Origin of the sequence: Methylobacterium sp. Leaf118 (genome assembly GCF_920984675.1) — a bacterium.
Classification (GTDB): Bacteria; Pseudomonadota; Alphaproteobacteria; order Rhizobiales; family Beijerinckiaceae; genus Methylobacterium.
Genome location: NZ_CAKLBV010000071.1, coordinates 1 through 23,691 on the forward strand (window position 1 = coordinate 1; position 23,691 = coordinate 23,691).

24 protein-coding genes are annotated in these 23,691 nt (G+C 71.9%); 17 read left to right on the top strand and 7 right to left on the bottom strand.

What is annotated here, in order from left to right:
* From LW587_RS20695 to LW587_RS20705, 3 genes are all read right to left on the bottom strand, one after another.
* On the bottom strand, positions 1–1,411 hold a 1,411-nt coding region (locus LW587_RS20695), incomplete at its 3' end, for a glycosyltransferase family 4 protein (RefSeq protein ID WP_442919178.1).
* On the bottom strand, positions 1,411–2,067 hold the full coding sequence (locus LW587_RS20700; protein ID WP_232631479.1) for a hypothetical protein: 657 nt from the start codon (positions 2,065–2,067) through the stop codon (positions 1,411–1,413). The genes LW587_RS20700 and LW587_RS20695, both read right to left, overlap by 1 nt.
* A 167-nt stretch (positions 2,068–2,234) precedes the next feature.
* Positions 2,235–3,629 (bottom strand): M20/M25/M40 family metallo-hydrolase, encoded by a 1,395-nt coding sequence (locus tag LW587_RS20705; RefSeq protein ID WP_232631480.1) that lies wholly within the window; start codon positions 3,627–3,629, stop codon positions 2,235–2,237.
* A gap of 303 nt (positions 3,630–3,932) precedes the next feature.
* Between LW587_RS20705 and LW587_RS20710 the strand changes: the two genes are divergently transcribed.
* From LW587_RS20710 to LW587_RS20745, 8 genes are all read left to right on the top strand, one after another.
* Complete coding sequence (locus LW587_RS20710; protein WP_232631481.1) at positions 3,933–4,457, top strand: (2Fe-2S)-binding protein; 525 nt, start codon at positions 3,933–3,935, stop codon at positions 4,455–4,457.
* Positions 4,454–5,467: an FAD binding domain-containing protein gene (locus LW587_RS20715; protein ID WP_232631482.1), complete on the top strand. Its 1,014-nt coding sequence runs from the start codon at positions 4,454–4,456 to the stop codon at positions 5,465–5,467. Before LW587_RS20710 ends, LW587_RS20715 begins: the two co-directional genes overlap by 4 nt.
* A gap of 8 nt (positions 5,468–5,475) precedes the next feature.
* The gene (locus LW587_RS20720; RefSeq protein WP_232631483.1) at positions 5,476–7,737 is read left to right on the top strand and encodes a xanthine dehydrogenase family protein molybdopterin-binding subunit; all 2,262 of its coding nucleotides are present in this window, start codon (positions 5,476–5,478) and stop codon (positions 7,735–7,737) included.
* A 127-nt stretch (positions 7,738–7,864) separates the two neighbouring features.
* The gene (locus LW587_RS20725; protein ID WP_232631484.1) at positions 7,865–8,593 is read left to right on the top strand and encodes a class I SAM-dependent methyltransferase; all 729 of its coding nucleotides are present in this window, start codon (positions 7,865–7,867) and stop codon (positions 8,591–8,593) included.
* A 185-nt stretch (positions 8,594–8,778) separates the two neighbouring features.
* The gene (gene crcB, locus LW587_RS20730; protein WP_232631485.1) at positions 8,779–9,147 is read left to right on the top strand and encodes a fluoride efflux transporter CrcB; all 369 of its coding nucleotides are present in this window, start codon (positions 8,779–8,781) and stop codon (positions 9,145–9,147) included.
* A 138-nt stretch (positions 9,148–9,285) separates the two neighbouring features.
* Entirely contained in the window at positions 9,286–9,963 is a 678-nt protein-coding gene (locus LW587_RS20735) for a M15 family metallopeptidase (RefSeq protein ID WP_232631486.1), read from the top strand.
* Between the two features lie 388 nt (positions 9,964–10,351).
* Positions 10,352–10,678, top strand: a complete 327-nt coding sequence (locus tag LW587_RS20740; protein ID WP_232631487.1) for a hypothetical protein — start codon at positions 10,352–10,354, stop codon at positions 10,676–10,678.
* 211 nt (positions 10,679–10,889) lie between these two features.
* The gene (locus tag LW587_RS20745) at positions 10,890–11,048 is read left to right on the top strand and encodes a hypothetical protein (protein ID WP_232631488.1); all 159 of its coding nucleotides are present in this window, start codon (positions 10,890–10,892) and stop codon (positions 11,046–11,048) included.
* 18 nt (positions 11,049–11,066) lie between these two features.
* Here the strand turns inward: LW587_RS20745 and LW587_RS20750 are convergent, their stop codons facing one another.
* The gene (locus LW587_RS20750; RefSeq protein WP_232631489.1) at positions 11,067–11,888 is read right to left on the bottom strand and encodes an FTR1 family iron permease; all 822 of its coding nucleotides are present in this window, start codon (positions 11,886–11,888) and stop codon (positions 11,067–11,069) included.
* On the opposite strand from LW587_RS20750, the gene LW587_RS20755 reads away from it, so the two are divergent.
* From LW587_RS20755 to LW587_RS24080, 6 genes are all read left to right on the top strand, one after another.
* Positions 11,887–12,219: a hypothetical protein gene (locus LW587_RS20755; RefSeq protein WP_232631490.1), complete on the top strand. Its 333-nt coding sequence runs from the start codon at positions 11,887–11,889 to the stop codon at positions 12,217–12,219. The genes LW587_RS20750 and LW587_RS20755 overlap by 2 nt on opposite strands.
* A 98-nt stretch (positions 12,220–12,317) precedes the next feature.
* Positions 12,318–12,560 (top strand): hypothetical protein, encoded by a 243-nt coding sequence (locus LW587_RS20760; protein ID WP_232631491.1) that lies wholly within the window; start codon positions 12,318–12,320, stop codon positions 12,558–12,560.
* Positions 12,561–12,708: 148 nt separating this feature from the next.
* Complete coding sequence (locus LW587_RS20765; protein WP_232631492.1) at positions 12,709–13,158, top strand: hypothetical protein; 450 nt, start codon at positions 12,709–12,711, stop codon at positions 13,156–13,158.
* Between the two features lie 90 nt (positions 13,159–13,248).
* Positions 13,249–14,145 carry a GGDEF domain-containing response regulator gene (locus tag LW587_RS20770; RefSeq protein ID WP_232631493.1) on the top strand — a complete coding sequence of 299 codons (897 nt, stop codon included), beginning with the start codon at positions 13,249–13,251 and terminating at the stop codon, positions 14,143–14,145.
* Positions 14,146–14,309: 164 nt separating this feature from the next.
* A complete protein-coding gene (locus LW587_RS20775; protein WP_232631494.1) occupies positions 14,310–14,969 on the top strand; it encodes a response regulator transcription factor in 660 nt (219 codons plus the stop codon).
* A 163-nt stretch (positions 14,970–15,132) separates the two neighbouring features.
* Entirely contained in the window at positions 15,133–16,158 is a 1,026-nt protein-coding gene (locus LW587_RS24080) for a methyl-accepting chemotaxis protein (RefSeq protein ID WP_269780357.1), read from the top strand.
* A 95-nt stretch (positions 16,159–16,253) separates the two neighbouring features.
* Here LW587_RS24080 and LW587_RS20785 read toward each other — a convergent pair whose 3' ends face one another.
* From LW587_RS20785 to LW587_RS20795, 3 genes are all read right to left on the bottom strand, one after another.
* Positions 16,254–16,832 carry a TerD family protein gene (locus LW587_RS20785; protein WP_232631495.1) on the bottom strand — a complete coding sequence of 193 codons (579 nt, stop codon included), beginning with the start codon at positions 16,830–16,832 and terminating at the stop codon, positions 16,254–16,256.
* Between the two features lie 116 nt (positions 16,833–16,948).
* A complete protein-coding gene (locus LW587_RS20790; RefSeq protein ID WP_232631496.1) occupies positions 16,949–18,184 on the bottom strand; it encodes a TerD family protein in 1,236 nt (411 codons plus the stop codon).
* A gap of 255 nt (positions 18,185–18,439) precedes the next feature.
* A complete protein-coding gene (locus LW587_RS20795; protein ID WP_232631497.1) occupies positions 18,440–19,630 on the bottom strand; it encodes a DNA topoisomerase IB in 1,191 nt (396 codons plus the stop codon).
* Between the two features lie 104 nt (positions 19,631–19,734).
* On the opposite strand from LW587_RS20795, the gene LW587_RS20800 reads away from it, so the two are divergent.
* From LW587_RS20800 to LW587_RS20810, 3 genes are all read left to right on the top strand, one after another.
* The gene (locus tag LW587_RS20800) at positions 19,735–20,880 is read left to right on the top strand and encodes a glycosyltransferase (protein ID WP_232631498.1); all 1,146 of its coding nucleotides are present in this window, start codon (positions 19,735–19,737) and stop codon (positions 20,878–20,880) included.
* A 264-nt stretch (positions 20,881–21,144) separates the two neighbouring features.
* Positions 21,145–21,807 carry a class I SAM-dependent methyltransferase gene (locus LW587_RS20805; RefSeq protein ID WP_232631499.1) on the top strand — a complete coding sequence of 221 codons (663 nt, stop codon included), beginning with the start codon at positions 21,145–21,147 and terminating at the stop codon, positions 21,805–21,807.
* A 121-nt stretch (positions 21,808–21,928) separates the two neighbouring features.
* Positions 21,929–23,691 (top strand): caspase family protein (locus LW587_RS20810; RefSeq protein WP_232631500.1); only part of this gene is annotated, 1,763 nt, incomplete at its 3' end.

Sequence of the window (23,691 nt, forward strand, 5' to 3'; positions counted from 1 at the left end):
CGGCCCGCCCGAACCAGCGCCGACGCTCGGGCCGGTAGGAGGCCGCGGTGCCGTCGCCGGGCCGACGCTCGGTGGCGACGAGCACGCCGAGATCGGGGTCGGCGGCCGGCAGGGAACGGGCGGAATGCTCGGCGGTGAGGACGAGGCCGCCGCCGGAGGCCGTGACGCGCGCGACGGCGGGGGCCGCCTGCGGGGCGGCGGCGGGCCCGCCCTCCACCCGGGCGGCGGGGGGAGTCTGCGCCTGAAGGCGCGCGATCAGGCGGGCCTCCGCCGCCGCGGCGACGGCGGCGTAGCGGACGAACAGCGCCTCGCTCGCCCGCGTGAGCCCGGTCAGGGCCTCGCGATCCGCCACGACGGCGAGCACCGCCGCCTTCACGGCCTCGACGTCGCGGCAGCGATGAGCCGGATGCTCCGGCTCGAACCCTTCCAGGCCGATCTCCGTCCCGATCACGGCCCGGCCATAGGACAGGGCCTCGCCGACCTTCATCTTGAGCCCCGATCCCATCAGCATCGGCGCCACCACGAGATCGGCCTGATCGTAGAAATCCGAGAGCCGGTCGAGATAGCCGAGCCGCCGCACGCCTGGCCCGTCGATCCCCTCCAGGCTGCGGCAGATCTCGCCGGCGATGACGAGTTCCGGCCGGTCCGGCGTCCAGCCCTGCCCCCAGGCCTGGGCGAAGCGGCCGATCGAGAACAGGTTCGGATCGTTGCCATGGCCGAGGAAGCCGATGCGGGCGACCCGCTCGGGCGGCGCGAAGGCCCGCTCGGCGGGCAAAAAGGCCCGCTCGGCGGGGAAGACGGGGGGCAGCAGCAGAACCTCCGCCGCGGCGAGACCGGCGAAGGCGCGGGCCTCGCCCGCCTGGATCGCCAGGACGATATCGGCCCGCGCGAGCCCCGCGGCCTCACCGGCATCGTCGGTGTAGAAGAAGTTCGGCTCGGCGCGGAAGGGCCGGTACTGGGTCTGGCGACCGCTGAACCGGTCGTGGGTGTCGATGAGCCTCAGGACGCCCGACGGCACCCGCTCCAGGGCCCGGGACAGGAAGATGTAATTGGCCAGCACGGCGCGGGTGTCGGGAAACTGCGCCACGTACCAGGCCACGAAGTCGCCGACCTCATCCGGACACCACTCATCGATGCCGAAGCAGGGCGCCCGCGTCTTGAGCGGGATCACCGCATGCGCCTCGATCAGGAAGAGGTTCCGGACCCGATCGGCCATCGCCGCAAGGTCGGTCGGCGGATGCTGGCCGAAGCGGCGATAGATCTGATCCTCGTGGGCGTAATAGGCGAGATCGACCGAGAAGCCGCCGCGCATCAGCGTCTCGCAGGTGGCGACGAGCCGACGGCGGTTGCCGGCGCTCGCCGGGGCGGCCGGCATCGGCGCGAGGACGAGGATCGCGGGGGCATCCGCCATCATGCCGCCCCCACGACGAGCGGGGTGAAGCCGTGGGTGTTGAGGGCGATCGCCGCCCGGACCCGCGCGGGTCGCGTGCCCCAGAGCGGGGCGTCGAGCCCGAGGCCGATCCGCGCCCCGCCCGCGAAGCCGAGGCGGGCCGTCGCGACCCGGGCTCCGCTCCAGCCGGATTCGGCGTACAGGAGCAGGGCATGCGGCACGAGGGTGCCGGTGAGCATGTAGCCCGGGCCACCGGGCGACAGCGCGTGCGCGTCCTCCGCGATCGGCAACGACGACAGGGCCGCCTCGATCAGCGGGAACAGGCCCGCCAAGGCCGGGAGGCCGGCCGGCCCCGCCGAGAGCAAGGCCCGCGCGAGCAGCCTGCGCTCCGCCTCGTCCAGCGCGTCCGGCCGAGCGGGCTCGGGGTGGATCGCGAGGTCGCGAAAATGCGTGGCGAGGGTCACCGGGCCGTCCGGGATCCCGTCGAGGGCGAGGAGGCAAACGGGGCCGCCGCGCGCTTCCTCCTCCAAGCCGGCAAAGGCCCAGGAGGCGAGCGACACGCCCGTCGGCGCCGTGATCCCGAGGGGGATCGGCAGGGAGGACGGGAGGGAGAAGCGGAGCAGGCCCGTTCCATTTCTGCCCGCGTAATAGTGGCCCGGCGTCGGATCGCGGCTCATGCGGCGCGCGACCCGGCCGGGCGCGCCGGCGCCGTCGGATCGGTCACGCGCCGGATGGCGCCGTCGCGCCCTGACGGCGAGGGCCGGGCCCGATCCGTCACGGCGCGCGACACGGCACCGGACCCGGGACGATCCGGGGCAACATCGATCGGCCGCATCGCCGCCGCTCAGCCCCTTGCATCCGCCAGGGCCTGGAGGATGCGCGCCCAGGAGCGGGTGCCCTTGTGGAAGCTCGCCAGCTCGTACTTCTCGTTGGGCGAGTGGATGCGGTCGTCGTCCAGGCCGAAGCCGATCAGGAGCGTGTCGAGGCCGAGCAGGCGCTTGAAGTCGCCGACGATCGGGATCGAGCCGCCCGTGCCGACCGCCACGGCCTCGCGACCCCATTCCTCCGCGAGCGCGCGCTTGGCGGCGTCGAGCTGCGGCATGTCGTAGGGGAGCGCGACGGCGCGGGAGCCCTTGTAGCAGATCACCTCCACCGTGCAGTCGGCAGGCACGCGGGCGCGCACGAAGGCCTCGAAGGTCGCGGCGATCTGTTCCGGGTCCTGGTCGTCGACGAGGCGGAACGAGACCTTGGCCGAGGCCTGGGACGCGATGACCGTCTTGGTCCCCTCCCCCGTATAGCCGCCGATGATGCCGTTGACGTCGCAGGCCGGGCGCGACTGAATCAGCTCGATCGGCAGGCGGCCGCGCTCGCCCGCGGGCTCCTTCAGACCGATCGGCCCCAGGAATTTTTCCGCGGTGAGGCCGAGGCCGCGCCACTGCTCCAGCAGCTCCGCCGGGGGCTCGCGCACGCCGTCGTAGAAGCCCGGCAGGGTCACCCGCCCGTCCTCGTCGTGCAAGGCGGCGAGGATTTTCGAGAGCACGTGGATCGGGTTGGCGGCGGCACCGCCGAAGAAACCCGAATGTAGGTCGCGGTCGGCGCAGGTGACCTTCACCTCGAAATAGGCCAGGCCCCGCAGCGAGGTCGTGATCTGCGGCGTCTGCCGGTCCCACATGCCGGTGTCGCAGACGAGGGCCACGTCGGCCTTCAGGCGCTCGCGGTTCTGCGCGACCCATTCGGGCAGCCCCTGCGAGCCGTTCTCCTCCGCCCCCTCGATCAGCAGGGTGACGCCGACCGGCAGGTCGCCGTTCATGGCGAGATGCGCCCGGCAGGCCTCGACGAAGGTCATCACCTGACCCTTGTCGTCGGACGCACCACGAGCCACGATTCTTTTCGTACCATCCGCCTCGACCAGACGCGGCACGAAGGGCTCCTTCGTCGTCCAAAGATCGATCGGGTCGACCGGCTGCACGTCGTAATGGCCGTAGAACAGGACGTGCGGCGCGCCCGGCTTGGGGCGGTGCGCCAGCACGACCGGGTGCAGCGAGGTCTCCTCCACGCTGGTCTCGAAGCCGAGGGCGGTCAGCGTGCCTTCGAGCCAGGACGCCGCCGTCCGGCACTGGCCGGCATAGGCCGGATCGGTCGAGATCGAGGCGATGCGCAGCCACGCGAACAGCCGCTCCAGGGCGTTGTCGAGGTCGCGGTCGATGTCGTTGAGGACGGGCGTGAGCGTCTCGGACATGGCGGCTCCTCGAAGCGGTGGAGAGCGGGCGGTTGTAGGGGCGGAGCTAACACCGCCTCGCCCCCACGGGAAGCCTCGTGTCGCTGGGGCGCGGCCGGATCGGCCCCCTCCCCAGCCCTCGGCGGCGGGACGGCGGCGCCCAGCCCGTGATCGACCGCCCGGAACGGCTCCACCTTGGAACGGTTATGGAAATGACCCGGCGCGGGCTCGAGCCCGCCCTCCCATGACGCGGACCCCTGCCCCGGCACCGGAGATCCCCTTTCCCGTGCCGTCGCGGGGCGACGCCTCGCCACGGACACCACCATGCTCATCGACAGCGGTTCGCCCGGCGCGGTCGGGACCATCGGCATCACGCTGACCATCAACGGCGCCCGCCGCGAGATCGCGGTGGCCCCCTGGACCACGCTCCTCGACCTCCTGCGCGAGCGCCTCGACCTCACCGGTACCAAGAAGGGCTGCGATCACGGCCAGTGCGGCGCCTGCACGGTGCTGGTGAACGGCACCCGCATCAACGCCTGCCTGGCGCTCGCGGTGATGCAGGACGGGGCCGAGATCACAACGGTCGAGGGCCTCGCGAGCCTCGCCCAGACGGAGGGCCGCAACAGCCTCCACCCGATCCAGGAAGCCTTCGTCGAGCACGACGCGTTCCAGTGCGGCTACTGCACGCCGGGCCAGCTCTGCTCCTCGGTCGGCCTGATGAACGAGGGTCACGCCAAGACCCGCGACGAGATCCGCGAGGCGATGAGCGGCAACCTCTGCCGCTGCGGCGCCTACACCAACATCGTCGACGCCATCGAGGACGTGATGCAGCAGGAGGTCGCGCGATGAACCGCTTCGACTACGTCCGACCGGACACTGTGGCGGAGGCCGTGCAGGCGCTCGGCGCCGATCCGGGGGCGCGCTTCATCGCCGGCGGCACCAACCTGATCGACCTCATGAAATACGATGTCGAGCGGCCGGGCCGGCTCATCGACATCACCCGCCTGCCCCTGCGCCAGATCGAGGAGCGGGACGGCGGCCTGCGCATCGGCGCGCTGGCGACCAACGCCACGGTCGCCTACGATGCAAGGGTCCGGGAGCGCTACCCGCTCCTGTCGAGCGCGATCCTGGCCGGAGCGACGGCGCAACTGCGCAACGCCGCCTCGACCGGCGGCAACCTGCTGCAGCGCACCCGCTGCTACTACTTCTACGACACGGCCACGCCCTGCAACAAGCGCGAGCCGGGCTCCGGCTGCGGTGCCATCGGCGGCGTCAACCGGATCCACGCGATCTTCGGGGCGAGCGCGCATTGCATCGCGACCCACCCTTCGGACATGGCCGTGGCGCTCGCCGCCCTCGAGGCGGTGGTGCAGGTCAGCGGGCCCTCGGGCGAGCGTTCGATCCCGCTCGCGGAGTTCCACCGTCTGCCCGGCGACGATCCGGCCAGGGACACGACGCTGGCGCCCGGCGAGATCATCGTCGCGGTCGACCTGCCGCCCCCCGCCTTCGCGACCCACTACACCTACTTGAAGCTGCGCGACCGGCTCTCCTACGCCTTCGCGCTCGTCTCGGTCGCCGCCGCACTCGAGCTCGACGGCACCACGATCCGCACGGCGCGGCTCGCGCTCGGCGGCGTCGCCCACAAGCCCTGGCGCAACGCGCAGGCCGAGGCCCTGCTCCAGGGTAAGCCCGCGACCCGGGAGACCTTCCAGGCGGCCGCCGATCTGATCGTCGCCGAAGCCAAGCCGCAATCGACCAACGGCTTCAAGATCGAGCTGGCGCGCCGCGCCATCGTCCGTGGCCTGGAACAGGCCGCCGCGGGCACGCCCCAGTCCCAGTCCGACAAGCGCATCCAGTAGGAGCCGCCATGACCGTCCAGTTCAGCCCGGCGGCCGGCCACGACCGGTTCGTCGGCCGCGCCATCAGCCGCGTCGACGGCCCGGCCAAGGTCACGGGCCTTGCCAAATATGCCGGCGAGTTCACCGCCCTCGACCTCGCCTACGGGGTCGTCGTCTCGAGCGCCATCGCCAAGGGGCGCATCACCGGCATCGACACCGCCGCGGCCGAAGCCGTGCCCGGCGTCCTCAAGGTCCTGACCCACGAGAACCGCCCGGCGACCTCCACCAAGCCGGAGGATTACCAGGACGCCGTGGCGCCCCCCGGGGCACCGTTCCAGGCGCTGGCGAGCGACCGCATCGCCTTCTCCGGCCAGCCGGTGGCCCTCGTGGTGGCGGAGGATTTCGAGACCGCCCGCTACGCCGCCGCTCTGGTCCGGGTCACCTACGCGACGGAGCGCCCGCACACCGACATCACGGCGCAGGCCGACGCCGCCTACGACCCGCCGATGAAGCGGGCCGGCATCAAGCCGCCGCCGGAGCCGTGGGGCGACGCGGCGAAGGCCCTCGAGGCGGCCGAGGTCCGCGTCGGGGCGGAGTTCCGGATGGCGGACGAGCACCACAACCCGATGGAGCCGCATGCCTCCACGGTGATCGTCGAGAAGGACGGCACCTACACGGTCTACGACAAGGTGCAGGGCGTCTCGAACACCCATGACTACATCACGAGCGCCTTCGGCCTGAAGCCGGAGCAGGTGCGGGTCCTGAACCCCTATCTCGGCGGCGGCTTCGGCTCGGGTCTGCGCCCGCAATATCAGCTGTTCCTGGCGATGCTGGCGGCGCGGGACCTGCGCCGCTCGGTGCGGGTGACTCTGACCCGCGACCAGATGTGGTCCTTCACCTACCGCTCGGAGGCCGTTCAGATCGTCGCCCTCGGGGCTGACCGCTCGGGCAAGCTCACCGCGCTCCGGCACGACGCGGTGCAGGGCACCTCGCAGTTCGAGGATTACCAAGAGGTCGTCGTCAACTGGTCGGGCGTCCTCTACGAATGCGACAACGTCGCCCTCACCTACAGCCTGACCAAGCTCGACACGCCGACGCCGGGGGACATGCGCGCGCCGGGCGCCGTGACCGGCGTCTACGCCATCGAGACGGCGATGGACGAGCTCGCCTACGCCACAGGGCAGGACCCGATCGCCCTGCGGCTCAAGAACTACACCGAGCGCGACCCGACCGAGGACAAGCCGTTCGGCTCCAAGGCGCTCAGGGACTGCTTCCGCCAGGGCGCCGAGCGGTTCGGCTGGGCCCGGCGCGATCCGGCCCCCCGCTCCATGCGCGAGGGCCGCGAACTCGTCGGCTGGGGCATGGCCACCGGCATCTGGGAATCGATGATGATGCAGTCGAGCGCCCATGCGGTGCTCGGCGCGGACGGACGGCTGGAGGTCGGCAATTCCACGGGCGATCTCGGCACCGGCACCTACACGATCCTGACCCAGATCGCCGCCGACACCCTGGGCCTGCCGATGGAGCACGTCACGACCAAGCTCGGGGACACCCGCCTCGCCCAGGCCCCGGTCGCGGGCGGCTCGTGGACGGCGGCCTCCTCCGGCACCGCCGTGATGAAGGCCTGCCGCGCCATCGCCGAACAGGCGTTCAAGCTCGCACGCGGCATGGAGAACTCGGTCCTCGCCAACGTCGATTTCGAGCGGGTGGTCTTCACGAACGGCCGCATCGAGCTCGCGGGCGATCCGGGCACAGGCATCGCCCTGACCGAGGTGCTGCGGGCGACCGGCACGGAGCGGCTGGAGGCGACCGGCGATGCCGGCCCCGACAAGGACTTCGCCCAGAACTACGAGGCCTACACCCACTCGGCGATCTTCGCCGAAGTGAAGATCGACGAGGAGCTGGGGCAGATCCGCTGCACCCGCATCGTCTCGGCGATCGCGGCGGGCAAGATCCTCAACCTCAAGACCGCCCGCAGCCAGATCCTCGGCGGGATCGTCATGGGCATCGGCTCGGCGCTGCACGAGGAATCGATGCTCGACCACCGCATCGGCCGGTTCATGAACCACAACCTCGGCGAGTACCATGTGCCGGTGAACGCCGACATCCACGACATCGCGGTGATCTTCGTGGACGAGGAGGACAAGGCCAATCCCCTCGGGGTGAAGGGGCTCGGCGAGATCGGCATCGTCGGCGTCGCCGCCGCGATCGGGAACGCGGTCTTCCACGCCACAGGCCAGCGCATCCGCCACCTGCCGATCACCCTCGACAAGGTCATCGGCGCGGACTGACCCGCCGACGGCATCGATGTCGATGGCGGCCCGGGAACGCACACTCCCGGGCCGCCGCGCTTGTCCCCCGGGGCCTTTGCTGCGAAGAGGGCGCGCTGACAGGGCCGGCTGAGCCGGGACGAGGGGCATGCGCCGCATTCTGCGAAACATCCGACGCCGCTTCGCGAAGCCGCTGCCCCCTCCCCCACCGCCGCCGTTCCGGCACGAGTACAAGCGCACCTGGGAGGCGCTGGCGGCGACCGAGGACAGCGCCAAGATGGCGGTCAGCGGCTACGTCGACGAGGGGATGTACCGCAGCCACGGCCTCAAGACGAAGCGTCTCTTGGAGGAGACCGTCGGCTTGCGGCCCGACGACGTCATCCTGGAGATCGGCGCGGGCGTGGGCCGGGTCGGGGCCGTGCTGGCGCCCGAGTGCCGCCGCTGGATCGGCGCCGACGTCTCCGCCAACATGGTCGGGCATATCCGCCGCCGCCTCGCGGACCTGCCCAATGTCGAGGCCGTCGAGATCAACGGCTACGACCTCGCGCCGATTCCGGACGCCTCGGTCGATCTCGTCTACTGCACCGTGGTGTTCATGCACCTCGAGGAGTGGGAGCGTTACCGCTACATCCGCGAAGCCTTCCGCGTGCTGCGGCCCGGCGGGCGCGTGCTGGTGGACAACGTGAACGCCCTCAATGACGAGGGCTGGGCCTTCTTCGAGCAACTGCTCTCCTTCGCGCCCGAGAATCGCCCGCCCTTCGTGAGCAAGACCTCGACGCCGCAGGAACTCGTCAACTACCTCACCCGGGCCGGCTTCGCGCAGATCGAGCAGCGTCAGTCCGAGCTGTTCATCGTCGTCTATGGCGTGAAGCCGTAGGGCATCGGCCCGGCCGGTGATGTCGGCGCTCGCAACCATGGGGTGGGGCACGGGAGCGGACGCGAAGCCGCCCGGATCCGGGATCCGGAACGAAGCGCGCGATCCGGGAGTGCAATTCCGGGGCGCCGCACGGACCGGGCACGGTGCCCTCCGTTCCAGGAGCCAAGCCTGCCCAGGAGCCAAGCGTGAACACCCTGCTCGTCTTCCTCGGCGCCGGCCTCGGCGGGGTCCTGCGCCACGGGGTCAACCTCGTCGCCCTGCGCCTGGGCTCGGCCTTCCCGTGGGGAACGCTCGGGATCAACGTGGCCGGCTCGGTGCTGATGGGGATCGTCACCGGCTGGATGGCGCTCCGCGGGGGGACGCCGCAGGCGCGGCTGTTCCTCGCCACCGGCGTGCTCGGCGGCTTCACCACCTTCTCGACCTTCTCGCTCGAAACCGTCACCCTGATCGAGCGAGGCGAGGGGGGCGCGGCCCTGGCCTACGTCCTGGCCTCGCTTCTGGCCGGCATCGGCGGCCTGGTTCTGGCGCTGCTGGCCCTGCGCCATTGGCTGTGAGGGTGGTTCCTTGCGCGACCTCCTGTCGTCCCGGTCTGTCCCGAGCCCGGCGTTCGCTGCGGCGATGACCGGACGGGCCCTCTGCGGCGGGCGTGGCGAGATCCGTCACCGGGTCGCACCGGGCGTGGAGCGGGCGGCATGGGCCGCCTGATGCGCCGCGGCCTCGCGGCCCTGACCGTCGCCCTGCTGCCCGCCGGCAGCGCCTCCGCATCGGAGCCGTTCGTCGACGCCGCGGGCGCCGTGCCGGGCCTCGTCGTCGACATGCGCTATGCCGGCGCGGACAATTTCGTCGGCCGCCCGATCGCAGGCTACGAGGCGCCGCGCTGCCTCCTGACCCCGCAGGCCGCCCGGGCTCTGGCCCTCGCCCAGGCCGAGCTGGCGACGGAGGGGCTCGGCCTCAAGGTGTTCGATTGCTACCGCCCACTCCGCGCGGTGGCCGATTTCGCCGCCTGGGCCCGCGACCCCGACGACGCGCGCATGAAGGCCCGCTACTATCCCGACCTCGACAAGCGGGATCTGTTCCGCCTCGGCTACATCGCCGAGCGCTCGGCCCATTCCCGGGGCTCGACCGTCGACCTGACCCTGGTCCGGCTCGCGGACGGGCGCGAACGCGACATGGGCACGCCCTTCGACCGGTTCGATCCGGCCTCGGCCACGGACTCGCCGACGGTGAGCGGGGCGCAGCGGGCCAACCGCCACCGCCTGCGCGCCGCGATGATTCGGGCGGGCTTCGGCCCCTATCCGCAGGAATGGTGGCATTTCACGCTGAAGCGCGAGCCGTTTGCGACGACCGCCTTCGACCATCCGGTGCGGTAGCCGGCCGGGCCCCGCCCGCCAAGCGGCCGGGCGGCGGGCCCTTTTCGGCGCGGCTTGAATTCTTCCAAATCAAGGGTGGCTTCACGAGCGCGCCCTTGAATTTAAAGTACTTCCAATGTTTTTCCGAAGACTTGCTTGCGGCCGATCTTCTGCGCCATCATCCGTACATGGCCCAGATCTTGATATTTCCCGCCCTGTCCCGCCGCCGATCGGCCCGGCCGTCGGCCGATCCCCGGGGCGCCGCCCCGGGGGATGCTTTCGAAACGCTCCTCGACGGGCTGCGCAGCGCGTGGTGGGACGGCTCGTCGCTCGGGCTCAGCCGGACGGGCCTTGCGGCCCTGGTCGGACTGGAGCCCAGCGACGCGACCCCGCGCCGGAGGGTCTCGGCGTGAGCCGGCATCGCGTCCCCACCCCGCACGACGCGGCGGAGCGCGCCGCCCAGACCACCCTCGAACGGGCCCTCACGGTGGCGTTCTGGCAGGTGATGGGTCGGCAGCCGATGCCCGCCATGGCCGCGCTGGAGGCCGCCGCGCGCACGGTCGGCGCCCTCTACCGTCAGGTCGCCGCCGCCCACGGTCCGACCGGCCACTGCGCCTGCGGCTGGGAGCCGGACCCCGAAGCCGATCTCGTGGTGCTGGAAGCCATGCTCGCCGCGGGCCTCGCCCATCCGCCAGCCGGGGACCTCGCCGCCATGGTTCCGGCCGGGCGGGCCTGATACGGGCTCCGCTTGATCAAAGCGGAGCCCGTATCAGGCAAGCCCGCGCGGCGTTTGAGCGAAGCCCAAATCCGCCATCCCGAAGGGATCAACCGGATTTGGTATGAGGCGGGCCGGGCCGGACCCATGCGTTGACGCTTTGGATACCGCCGCGCCCCGATCCTGTCGGGGTGCGGCGGTCGATTCGCTCCCGCCGGCCGGGAGATGTCCGATGGAACAGCTCTACCGCGGCGTCGAGACGTCGCTGCTCGTCCTCACCCTCGCCCTCGTCCTCGCGGTGGCGACCCTGCCGACCTTCCCGAACGGCGCGCCGGACGCGATGGCGGTGACGCTGCCGATGATCAGCGTCACCTCGGGGGAAGCCCCCTGACGGGCGCGGGATCGACGGTCAGGAGGCCGCGGAGACCGGCCGGCCGTCGCGGACCGCACCACCCCGGCGCCGCAGGGTGAGGAGGCCGGCGACCACCGCCACGAGCAGGATCGCGAGCTGCGTGCCGAGCGCTTCCCAACTGCCGTTGCTGAGACCCCATTCGGACACGAAGGCCGGCACGCCCTCGGTGGTGTAGGAGACGAGCTGCTGCTCCTGCACCTCCTGGAACGCCTCGCCGACCATGCGCAGGCCCATGAAGAACAGGAACGCCGAGGTCGCCAGGAAGAGGGGGCGGAGCGGCAGACGGAAGGCGAGCCACTGCATCGCCCCGAACAGCGCCGCGAGGGCCAGGGCGGCGACCGCGAGCCCGGCCAGCAGAGCGCCGTCGAAGCCGTTGCCGCCCTTGGCCAGGGCATGCACGAACAGGATGGTCTCGGCGCCCTCGCGGAACACCGCCAGGAAGGCGATGCCGGCGAGCGACACCACGGTGCCGGCGCCGAGCGCCCGCTCGGCGAGCCGGTTCAGGTCGGCCTGCCACGCCTTCGGATCCTGGCGGAGGAACAGCCAACCGCTCATGTAGAACATCAGCGCGGCGGCGGAGAGCATGATCACCGCCTCGAACAGGTCGCTGTGATGGCCGTCGTAGAAGATCTGGAACACCCAGGCGGCGACGAGGCTGGCCCCGATGGCGGCGAGCGCCCCCAGATAGACCGGCATGACCCGGTCCGCCGCGCCGGCGCGGCGCAGGAAGGCGGCGAGCGCCGCGATCACCAGCATCGCCTCCAGTCCCTCCCGGAACAGGATGGTGAAAGCCTGCAGGAACGTCGATCCGTCCGCCATGTCCGACCACTCCCGACGCGCTGCTGGAACGGCCCATCCCGGCCTCGTGAAACGAGGACCGGCCGACCTGATGATCCCAGCGCTCGACCTCAGATCCTCATGTAGAGGACAGCTTAGAAGAATTCCGAACAAGATCAGCGACCGTCGCGTCGCCGACGATCGCCAAGTGTTCGAATTCCCGTCGCCCTACAACTGTTTGCGGCTCGCCCGCAAGCGCCTCCCGGTCGCGGGGCGATCGGGCGCCAGAACCTCGACGCAGCCGCGCCGATCGAACAAATTTTTGCCGTTTTTCCGGTTGGCCGCGAAACCCAACGGTCACGTTGCGGATTGATCCCGCAAATGCGCGGCGCGCCGGACCATCAGGCGTTCGGACCGGCGCCCACAAATGCACAGAAAGCGCGTCCGCGAGGGCGCGCGGGCAGGGCCATCATGATCACGAATCTCACTGCCGCGGCCGCCTTCGGTCTTGTCCTCGCCGGCATGGCCGCCGCGCCGGCGCTCGCCGCGCCGCCGCCGGACCGGGCGACCAAGCAGGTGGCCGAGGCCGCCCAGATCCGTCCCGTCGCCGAGACGGAAACCGAGGAGGAGACGACCAATTGCAGCACGCAGCGCCGTCGCCTCTGGATCGAGAGCGAGGGCTGGATCGTCCGGCGCGTCACGATCTGCCGCTGACCGGCCCGTCCCGACCGCCCGCGTATCAGCATTCTGCATCGCTGGCGAGACGGGCCGTTCCGGAACGAGCATCGCGGGCAGGATTTGACCCCTCGAATCGCTCGTGCCCGCGCGTTTGACCGGCGCGCCCGCCCCGGAGTTCGTTCCCATGCGTCTCAGCTTCCGTCGCCGCTCCCCGTTCGGCCTCGCCGCTCTCTTCGTCGTCGGCACCGCCACCGGCGCCAGCGCCCAGACCGCGTCCTACGGTGAACCCGTCTCCGCGGCCCCCGGTTACGGCTTCGCGGGCAATGCCCTCGACGGCACCTATATCGGGGCTCCCTTAACCCGCGTGCCGAGCCCGAGCCGGATCGTGCCGCCGGCCTGGAGCTACGGCACCTACGGGATCCCGACGGTCGCCGGCATCCGCGATGCGCCGGCCGCCCGCCCGGCCCTCTACGTCGTCGAACGGCAGGGCTTGGCGGAGGACCGCCTCGCCCCGCGGCGCAAGGCCCGCGTGGTCTCACGCAGCGGGAATGGCGGCTGGAGCGATGCCCCGGCCCACGCAGCAGGCGAGCGCAGCGGCGCGCAGGTCGTGTCCGTCCGGGTGCCGGCCCGCTGAGACCGGCCCCTGTCGCATCCGACCGGCTCCTGTGACGGCCCGTTAATCAGTCTTGTGCACGATCGACCTCCAAGATCGGGGGAAGCGGCCGTGCACATCGTCATCGTGGATTCCAGCCGGGTCGTCCTGCGGGTGGTCGCCGGCATGCTGGAACCGCGGGGGCACGTCGTCACGCAATTCACCGATTCCGCCGAGGCGCTCGCCTACGTCACCGACAATCCCAAGGTCCGCGCTCTCATCACCAGCCTGGAGGTGCGCCCCCTCGGCGGCCTGGAACTGTGCTGGTCGGCCCGCCTGCTGGCGGAGGCGAACCGGCCGCTCTCGATCATCGTGATGTCCTCCGTGCGGAACGCCCGCAACCTCGCCGAGGCGCTCGACAGCGGCGCCGACGACTTCATCGACAAGCCGCCGGGCGCCGAGGAGCTGCAGGCGCGCCTGCGCGCCGCCGAGCGCCTCACGACCCTGCAGAGCGAGCTGATCCGCCTCGCCGACACCGATTCCCTCACCAGCCTCCTCAACCGCCGGGCCTTCGTCCAGCGCACCCGGGAGGCGGCCCAGCGGGCGGGCGGGTTCGGGCAGCTCGCCGCGATCCTCATCGACATCGACCACTTCAAGCGCATCAACGACGAGTACGGCCACGATGTCGGCGACGCGGCGATCCGGGGGATCGCCGCCCTGATCGCGGACGAAGGCATCGCCGGGCGCCTGGGCGGCGAGGAATTCGCCCTGGTGCTGCCGGGGCGCAACCTCGCGGAGGCCGAGAGCTTCGCGGGCCGCCTGCGCCTGAAGGCGGCGGACCTTCGCATCCGCTCCCTGAAGGGACCGGTGCGCCTCACCTGCTCGTTCGGCGTCAGCGAGTGGAGCGAGGGCGAGACCGTCGAGGGCCTGCTGAAGCGGGCCGACATCGCCCTCTACGAGGCCAAGACCGGCGGCCGCAACCGCGTCGTCTCGGCGATGACCGATATCGTCCTGGCCCGGATCGCCTGACGCCCGCGTCCCGAAACGGAACGCCGCCCGTCGCGCGACCCGGCGACCTGTCCGGGAATGCACGATTCGGAGGGGTTAAGGGGCCGTAAACGCCTGGAACGACTCTTGTTCTTTCTCTCCCGAGCGCCGCCGCACGTATCGCGGCAGGACGGAGGGGGAGCGGCATGAGTGACGCCGTTGAGGTTCTGATCGTCGACGAGCCTCCCGGATTGGACGCGACCTTGCGCGCCATCCTGGAGCACGACCCCGCCCTGCGCACCATCGGCGAGGACGACCTTGACCGCGCCGGCGACCGCCCGATCGTGGCGCTCGTCTTCGTGCACGAGACGGAGCCGGCGGAGGGCTGCGCCCGGATCGCGGCGCTCAAGGACGGGCGTCCGGGGATGCGGGTCCTCGTGACCTTCCGCGCCCTCGACGCGGGAACGATGTTCCAGCTGATCGAGGCCGGCGCCGATGCCTTCGTCGGGCGCGGCACCCCGGCCCGGGAGGTCTGCGCGACGCTCCTGGCCCTGGCCGGCGAGATCGCCCCGGCCCCGCGGGCGGAGGCGGGAACGGGAGCCCCCGACACCGCCGGCCTGACGCCGCGGGAGGCCGAGGTGCTGCGCTTCCTCAGCGCCGGCTTCAGCAACAAGGAGGTCGCCCGCCGCCTGTCGCTCAGCGTGCGCACGGTCGAGACCCACCGGCTCAATCTGCGCCGCAAGACCCAGACCGGCCGCCTCAAGGATCTGGTGTCCCTGGCCCGTCAGCTCGGGCTCGCCCCCGTGCTCGACACCGAGCCGGCCCGGGCGACGCCCCGCCACGCCGTGCAGGCGGCGCGGCTCTGAGGCGCGCGTTTGGTCGGACTAGGCCATCCGGTCAATACCGGTATAGCCCGATCTGGACTGTCTTTATCGGGATTTTAACCCGATCGGCAAATCTTCCGCGCAGGAGGACTGCCGATCGATGACTGCCCTGCACCTATCGCGTTCGCCGACCGACGGCGGCGCAATGCCCCCCGCGCCCTTGGCCTCGATCCCCGCCCTCATCGCCGAGGTCGGCCGCATGACCCAGGACAAGATCGGGCACATCCAGCGGATCACCGCCCAGACCAAGATTCTGGCGCTCAACGCGCTGATCGAGGCCGCCCGGGCCGGCGAGCAGGGACGCGGCTTCTCGGTGGTGGCCCAGGAGGTGCGGACCATCGGGACCGCGGTCGAGACCCTGGCGCGCGAGCTCGAGACCCAGCTCTCCGTGCGCATCGCCGACCTTCAGCACGCCGCCGACGCCATGTCCGAGGACGCGCAGGGCGAGCGGCTGACCGACCTCGCGCTCAACGCCGTGGAACTGATCGATCGCAACCTCTACGAACGGACCTGCGACGTGCGCTGGTGGGCGACCGACCCGTCGGTGGTGACCTGCGCCGCGCGTCCCGATGCGGCGGCCGCGGCCTATGCCACGGAGCGCCTCGGGGTGATCCTGTCGGCCTACACGGTCTATCTGGATCTCTGGCTCTGCGGCCGCGACGGCACCCTGCTGGCCAACGGCCGTCCGCAGCGCTACCCGGCGTTGCGCGGGCGCAGCGTGGCGGGGGAGCCGTGGTTCCGCACGGCGCTCGCGCAGCAGAACGCCGACGCCTATCTGGCGGGCGAGGTGCGCGCGGAGCCGCTGCTCGACGGGGCCGTCGTCGCGACCTACGCGGCCCCCATCCGCGAGCGATCCGGCGCGAATGACGGCGTGCTCGCGATCCATTTCGACTGGGAGCCCCAGGCGCGAGCGATCGTGGAGGGCGTGCGCATCGCGGCGGCGGATCGCGCCCGCACCCGCGTCCTGCTCGTCGATTCCGGGCGAAGGGTCCTCGCGGCCTCGGACCGGCGCGGCGTTCTCTCCGAGCGGCTGCCGTTCGATCCGGGCACCCGCGAGAGCGGCAGCCTGCGCGACGCCGCCGGGTCGGTCACGGCCTTCCACCGCACCCCCGGCTACGAGACCTATCGCGGGCTGGGCTGGTACGGGGTGATCGTGCAGGGAAAGGCGTAGGCGCCGCCGGCGCGCCCGGTCGCCCGGCGGCCGGTTCGGCTACAGGACCCGGCCGCCGCCGACGCCCGGGAGCCGGCAACGGTCACGGTCCGGCGTCACCCGGCGTTGACGCCGAATTGCTGGCACATCGCGCCGAGTCCGCCAGCATAGCCCTGTCCGACCGCGCGAAACTTCCATTCCGGGCCGTTGCGATAGAGCTCGCCGAAGATCATCGCGGTCTCGGTCGAGGCATCCTCCGCGAGATCGTAGCGGGCCACCTCGGCCTTGGTCGCCGCATCGACGATGCGGATGAACGCCTTGCCGACCTGTCCGAAATTCTGGTTGCGGCTCTGCGCGTCGTGGATCGTGACGGCGAAGACGATCTTGTCGACGGAGGCCGGAACCGTCGGGAGTTCGACCAGCACCTTCTCGTCGTCGCCGTCCCCCTCGCCGGTCCGGTTGTCGCCCTGGTGGGTCACCGAGCCGGAGGCGTGTTTGAGGTTGTTGTAGAAGACGAAATCGACATCGCCCGCGACCTTGCCCGAGGCGCCGAGCAGGAAGGCGGAGGCATCGAGATCGAAGGCGGCGCCGTCGGTGCTCCGGGGGTCCCAGCCGAGGCCGACCAGGGCCTTGGTCATGCTCGGCGCCGTTTTGGAGAGCGAGACATTTCCGCCCTTCGAGAGACTGACCGCCATGATGTTCGTCCTTTCGCTGGAGAATCCGAGGGATCGGCCGCTGTGCGCGGCCGGATCGCGATGTGTTCGTTCTGGCCGAACCAGGCAACGGCCGACGGCTCCGGCCGCCCCCGTACTCAGTCCTTCGAGCCCGCGACCCAGCGCAGGCCCCATGAATGGGCGCGGTCCAGGGCCGAGACGCCCTCGAAATAGGTGTCGAGGCGCGTGATCCGCATCGTGGCGTTCACGTTCTCGATCAGGGCGATCGCGCAGGCGCTCTTGCCGGGCCGGCCGTCCGTGAGCCGGACCTCCACGGGCGGCTGGTCGGGAACCAGGATGGTGGCGACCCCGTCGGTCGCGGCCCAGTTCGGCACGCCCGCATAGATCGAGGCGAAGACCAGCACCCGCCGGATCTCCGACCAATGGCGACCGTTGATCCGCATCCATTCGCCGTCCAGGCTCGCGCCGGTGCGATCGTCGGCGGCGAGCTCGATGTAGGGCGGGGCCTCAAAGGCGCCGAAGGCGTTGCCGAGCGCCTGGACGACCCGCTTCCGGCCGTCGGTCAGTTCGTAGAGGCAGCCGAGGTCGAGGTCGATCGCGGAGGCGCGGGTGCCGCCGCCGAATAGGCCGCCGAGGCCGCCGGAGCGCCGAGCCGGGCCGCCGCGGTTCCAATTCAAATTCAGCCGGATCTCGCCGAAGCTCGCGGCCTTCTTCGCGAGGTCGATCTTGGGCGCCTCCTTGGTCAGCGAGATCTTGGACAGGCTGACGGGCTTCGGAGGTGGCGGAGGTGGCGGGGGTGGCGGGGGTGGCGGGGGTGGCGGGGGTGGCGGGGCAGCGTGCGGCTCCGGTGCGGCCACGTCCACCCCAAACCGCTTCGCCATCGGTTCGAGGCCGCCCACATAGCCCTGGCCGATCGCGCGGACCTTCCAGGCGCCGTTGCGGCGATAGAGCTCGCCGAGGATCAGCGCCTGTTCCGTCATGCCGGAGGTCGGACCGTCGAAGGTGATGGTCTCCGCCCCGTCCGCGATCACGAGACGGATCCACGGCATCGCCGCGAAGGCCACCCCCGTCGGCAGCGTCGCGGCCACCGCGATCCGCTCGACCGCGTCGGCCAGCGCCGGCAGGTCGAAGGCGAGATGGGTCACGAAGGCGTCACCCGCGCGCTCCGCGAGCGGTCCCAGCGATACGCCTTCGGTCGCGGGATTGTTGAAGAAGACCATGTCGGCATCGCCGCCGACCTTGCCGTCGCCGCGCAGGATGAAGGCGGACACGTCGAGATCGGCCGCGGACGCTCCGTCCGCCGACCACACGACGCGTGCGCGCGGTGTCCGTGTCGCGATCGGCGCATTGCCGCCCCGGATGAGATCGACCATGTCGACGCTCTAACCGGCGGTCATGGCGGGCGCCGTGCCGCCCGTTGCCAAATCACCCACGACCCTCGGCCAAGACGCACCACGGCGAGGTGACGCGACGGCACGCCCACGGGGAGGGCTGAAGCGGATCATGCGCCGACGTTGTCCTCGCCCTGGGCGGCGCCCTCAATCCGGAGCGACCGCAATTTATACTTGCAGCGAGGATGAGAGAACCCGCACCGCCTGTCAAGGCCGGGCGAAGGCGCCCCGATCCCGTCAGCGAGCGGCCGAGGCGCTCGTCCCGCCCCGTCGCTTGGCCGGCGTGCCCGTCGTCTTCGTCACCCGGCCCGTGCGCCCCCCGGTCTGGCGCGGCGGCGTCTCGGCCGCGGCGGCGACCCCCGCGAGGCGGCCCCGCAACAGGCTCAGCACCGCCGCCTCCTCGGGGCGCAGGCGGTCGAGCGCCTCGGTGAGTTCGCCCTCGACCGCGTCCTTGATCTGGAGGAGCAGGCCGCCTTCGAGGTAGCAGCCGAGGATTTCCGGGTGGATGTAGCATTTGCGGCAGATCGTCGGCGTATTGCCGAGGCGCGACGCCACGCTCTCGATCGCCGCGCGGAGGTTCTTCTTGGCCCGGGCATCGGAATCGAAGGCCTCGAACTCGCGCAAAGCCAGCGCCGCCAGGACGGTGCCGGCCCAGGTCCGGAAATCCTTGGCGGTGAAGTCCTCGCCCGTGATCGCGCGCAGATACGCGTTCACGTCGGAGGAGGTGACGTCGCGGCGCGCGCCGTCGTCGTCGATATACTGGAACAGCTCCTGGCCCGGCAGGTCCTGGCAGGCCTTGACGATGCGGGCGACCCGCCGGTCGCGCACCGAGACCGACCATTCCTTGCCGCTCTTGCCCTTGAAGCGGAAGCGCATCTCGGCTCCCGCCACCGTCACGTGCGGGGTGCGCAGGGTGGTGAGGCCGTAGCTCTTGTTGGTGCGGGCGTAATCGTCGTTGCCGACGCGGATCAGCGTCGTCTCGAGCAGGTGGACGACGGTGGCGAGCACCTTCTCCCGCGGCAGCCCGCGCCGGCCCATATCGGCGTCGATGTGGCGCCGGATGCCCGGCAGCGCCTCGGCGAAGGCCATGATGCGGTGGAACTTCGAGGCCTCCCGCGCCTCGCGGAAGCGGGGATGGTAGCGGTACTGCTTGCGCCCCTTCTCGTCGCGGCCGGTCGCCTGGATATGGCCGTTCGGATGCGGGCAGATCCACACGTCGGTATAGGCCGGCGGGATCGCGAGGCTCTTGAGCCGCTCGATCACCTTCGCGTTGCGGATCGGCGCGCCCTTCGCGTCGAGATAGCGAAACCCCTTGCCGCTGCGCTTGCGCCGCAGGCCGGGCTTGGTGTCGTCCACGTAGCGCAGGCCCACCTCCCGCGCGGCCTCGCGCGGTTCGACCATCCCGGCCCCGGCCTCGTCCGACAGCATGCCGCCCTCCCGTGACTGCCCGCGAGGCATCAACCGGACGGCGCGGCGCCCCGTTCCGGAGGCGCGGCTCCTTGCCCGAGGCGCGCCGTGCTATGGCCCTGGCGATGAGCCCCACCGCCCCCGCCAAAACCCTCGTCTTCGTGGTGACCGAGGACTGGTTCTTCGCCTCGCATTTCCTGCCCATGGCCCGCGCCGCGGTGGCGATGGGCCTGTCGGTGGCGGTGGTGACGCGGGTGCGCGACCACCGCTCGGTCATCGAGGCGACCGGCGCCCGGGTGATGGAGCTGGACGCCGAGCGCTCGAGCCTGAACCCGATGGCGGCGGGCTACGCGGCGGGGCAGCTCGCCGGCATCCTGAAGGCCCTCAAGGCCGACATCGTCCATTGCATCGCGCTGCGCGGCATCCTCGTCGGCGGCACCGCGGCGGCGATGGCCGGGATTCCGCGCCGGGTCTTCGCTCTGACGGGCCTCGGCCTGCTGGGTGCGCGCGAGGACGCCAGCGGCCGCCTGTCGCGGCTCGCCCTCAAGGGCCTGATCCGCGGGCCGCTGGCGAGCCGGGACACCCGCTTCCTGTTCGAGAACCCGGACGATGCCCGGGCGCTCGGGCTCGACCCGTCCGACACCGCCGTCACCCTCGTCGGCGGGGCGGGCGTCGACCCCGAGATGTTCGCGCCGCGCCCGCTGCCGCCGCCCGCCCCGCTCCGGGTCGCGATCGTGGCGCGGATGCTGTGGTCGAAGGGCATCGACGTGGCGGTGGAGGCGTTGCGCCGGGCGCGCGCGGACGGCGCGGCGGTCCAGCTGTCCCTCTACGGCGCCCCCGACCCCTCGAACCGCCGGGCGATCCCCGAGGAGACCCTGCGCGGCTGGACGGGCGACGGCGTGACGTGGCACGGCCCCACCCGCGACGTGGCCGGGGCCTTCGCCGCCCATCACGTCGGCTGCCTGCCCTCGCGCGGCGGCGAGGGCCTGCCGCGCACGCTGCTCGAAGCCGCCGCCTGCGGGCGCGCCCTGCTGACGAGCGACGTGCCGGGCTGCCGCGCGCTGGTGCGCGACGGCGTCGAGGGCCTTCTCGTACCGCCGGGCGATGTCGGCGCGCTGGCGGCAGCGCTGACGCGGCTCGCCGCCGATCCGGAGGGGGTCGCCCGGATGGGGGCGGCAGCGCGGGCGCGGATTCTGGAGGGTGGCTACACCGAGGAGGCGGTCGCGGCGGCCGTCGCCGGCCTCTACACGGAGCTTCTCCGCCCTGCGTGATGCAGGGCGCCGATCCGAAGCTCAGCCCCCCACGCCTGTCGGAGACCGGATCGCCCCTGCGGGCTTCGCTCAGGCGCACGCCTTCGTCCCATTCCTCCGGGCGGCTGAGCCGCACCGCGCCGTTGGTGCCGAGGCGTGCATCGTTCCGGTCTCGGACGTCCGGCGGTTCGAAGCCGGCGCGGCCGGATGATCCGAACTCTCGCCTTGTGCCCGATCTCCGCCCGGGCCAATCACACTCTCCCGAACCTCGATGGGGCTGGAACCATGTCCCTCGCCCGCGATCCCCTCGCCTTCATCCGCGCCCATACCCGCCTGCGCCCGGTCCCCCACGCCCCGGAGATCGTGCTGCATGTCGCCGACGAGGCGACCGACCTCTGGCAGAAGACCGAGGACGAGTTGCAGGCGATCGGCCTGCCGCCGCCGTTCTGGGCCTTCGCCTGGGCCGGGGGGCAGGCGCTCGCCCGCTACCTCCTCGACCATCCCGAGACGGTGGCGGGGCGCACGGTGATCGATTTCGCCTCGGGCTCGGGCCTCGTCGCCATCGCGGCGGCGCGGGCCGGCGCGGCCCGGGTCCTGGCGAGCGACCTCGACGCCTTCGCGCTCCACGCGATCGCCCTCAACGCGGCGGCGAACGGGGTCGCGGACCGCATCGCGATCACCGGCGAGAACCTGATCGGAAGCGCGACCGCGCGGGACGCGGACGGCGTGCTCGCGGCCGACGTGTTCTACGAGCGCGACCTGGGCCAGGCGGTCGGCGACTGGCTGGCGGGGCTGCATGCCGCCGGCCGGACAATCTTCATCGGCGATCCGGGCCGGGCCTACTTGCCGAAGGACCGCCTCGTGCCGCGCGCGACCTACCAGGTCCCGGTCACCCGCGATCTGGAGGATGCCGAGATCAAGACATCGTGCGTGTGGACGTTTCGCTGAGGGCGGACCGATCATCCCGAAATTGCCGAACTTCGCGTTCAGGGGGCATTCAAGCCGCGGGTTTCCAATGACGCGGCAGCGACCCGGAGGGCGAAGCGTCCACCGGGCAGGAGATGCGTCCATGTCCTGGTCGTCACGGTTTCTCGCAGCCCTTCTCTGTGTGGTCGTCGGCCTCGCCCCCGGCCTGTCGGCCTCGGCGCAGGAGCCGGCGCGCAGCCAGAAGCGCATCGCCCTCGTGGTGGGCAACGCGGCCTACGAGGCCGGCGCGCTCGCCACCCCGGCCAACGATGCCGGCCTCATCGCACAGACCCTCCAGGCCGCGGGCTTCGACGTGGTCGGCGCCCGCGACCTCGACGAGGACGCCCTGCGCAAGGCCCTGCGGGACTTCACCGACAAGGCCGAGGCCTCGGGCCCGGACACGGTCGCCTTCGTCTATCTGGCGGGCTACGGCCTGCAGCTCGGGGGCGAGAACTACTTCGTCCCCGTGGACGCGAAGATCGCCAGCGCCGCCGACGTGCCGGTGCGGGCCCTGCGCCTGTCCGACTACACCCGCCAGCTCGCCGCCCTGCCGATGACCGCCCGCTTCGTCGTGCTCGACGGCGCCCGCACCGCGCCCTTCGCCAAGACCGGCGACCCGCTGGCCGGCGGCCTCGCGCTCACCGAGGCCGAGCCCGGCTCGCTCGTCGCCTTCAACGCGAGCCCCGGCACCGTCGGCCCCGACGAGAAGGGGCCGTACGGCGCCTACGCCCAGGCGCTGGTCGAGATGATCCGCGAGGGCGGGCTGGCGCCGGCGCAAGTCTTCGACCGGGTGCGGCTGCGCGTCGACGAGACCACCAAGGGCGCGGAGGTGCCCTGGCACGCCTCGCGGATCGAGGCGCGCTTCGCCTTCTTCGAGCGTGCCGCCGACGCGCCCCCCGTCGGTCGGCCGGAAGAGGTCGCGGCGTTGCGCGCGCGGCCGCTCAAGGAAATCGGCGCCCGCGACGCCTACGCGGTCTGCCTGCAGCGCGACACGATCGACGGCTACCAGGAATTCGTCCAGGCCTATCCCCGCGACGACATGGCGAAGCGCGTGCGTGCCCTGATCGCCGCCCGCCGCGAGGCGGTGACGTGGCGGCGGACCTGGACCGCCGACAGCCGGGACGCCTACTGGTCCTATCTCGACCGGTATCCCCGCGGCCCCCATGCCTGGGATGCGCGCCGCCGCCTGCGCCAGCTCGCGGCGGCCCTCGAGCCGCCGCCGCGCTTCGCCGCCATCAGCTACGACGTGCCCCCGCCCCCGCCGGAGGAGATCGTCTACGTCGCGCGGCCCGCGCTCTACCTGGACGATCCGATCTACGCGCTGGCGCCGCCGCCCCCGCCGCCGCCGTTCTTCCTGCCGCCGCCGCCGGCCTACCTCGTCGAGCTCGCGCCGCCGCCGCCGCCGCCCGTCTACTACGCCCTGCCGACACCCGACTTCGTGCCGGTGCCGACCTATGTCAGCGCGCCCGCCTACGTGGCGCCGCCGCCCAACAACGTGATCTACCAGAACATCCACAACGTCACGGTCATCAACACCATCAACGAGCGCAACGCCGCCTATGCCCGCGATCCCGAGGCGGCACCGGCGCTCTCGCCCGGCCTCGCCATCGGTGCGGGCGCCGTGGCAGGCGCTGCGCTCGGTGCCGCCGCGGCCCGCGTCGCCCTGCCGCCCGCGGTCGCCCAGAAGGCGGCTCTGCGCGGCCCGAATCCGGGCGCCAATCCCGGCGGGATGCCCGGCAGTGCCTCCGGACTCTCCGGAACGGGCCCTCGCCCCGGGCCGATGGGGACCATGCCGGGCGGCCCCTGGCCGGCGCAGCCGAACCCGCAACAGGCCGGCCGCCCCGGCGCGCTCACGCCCGGTCAGCC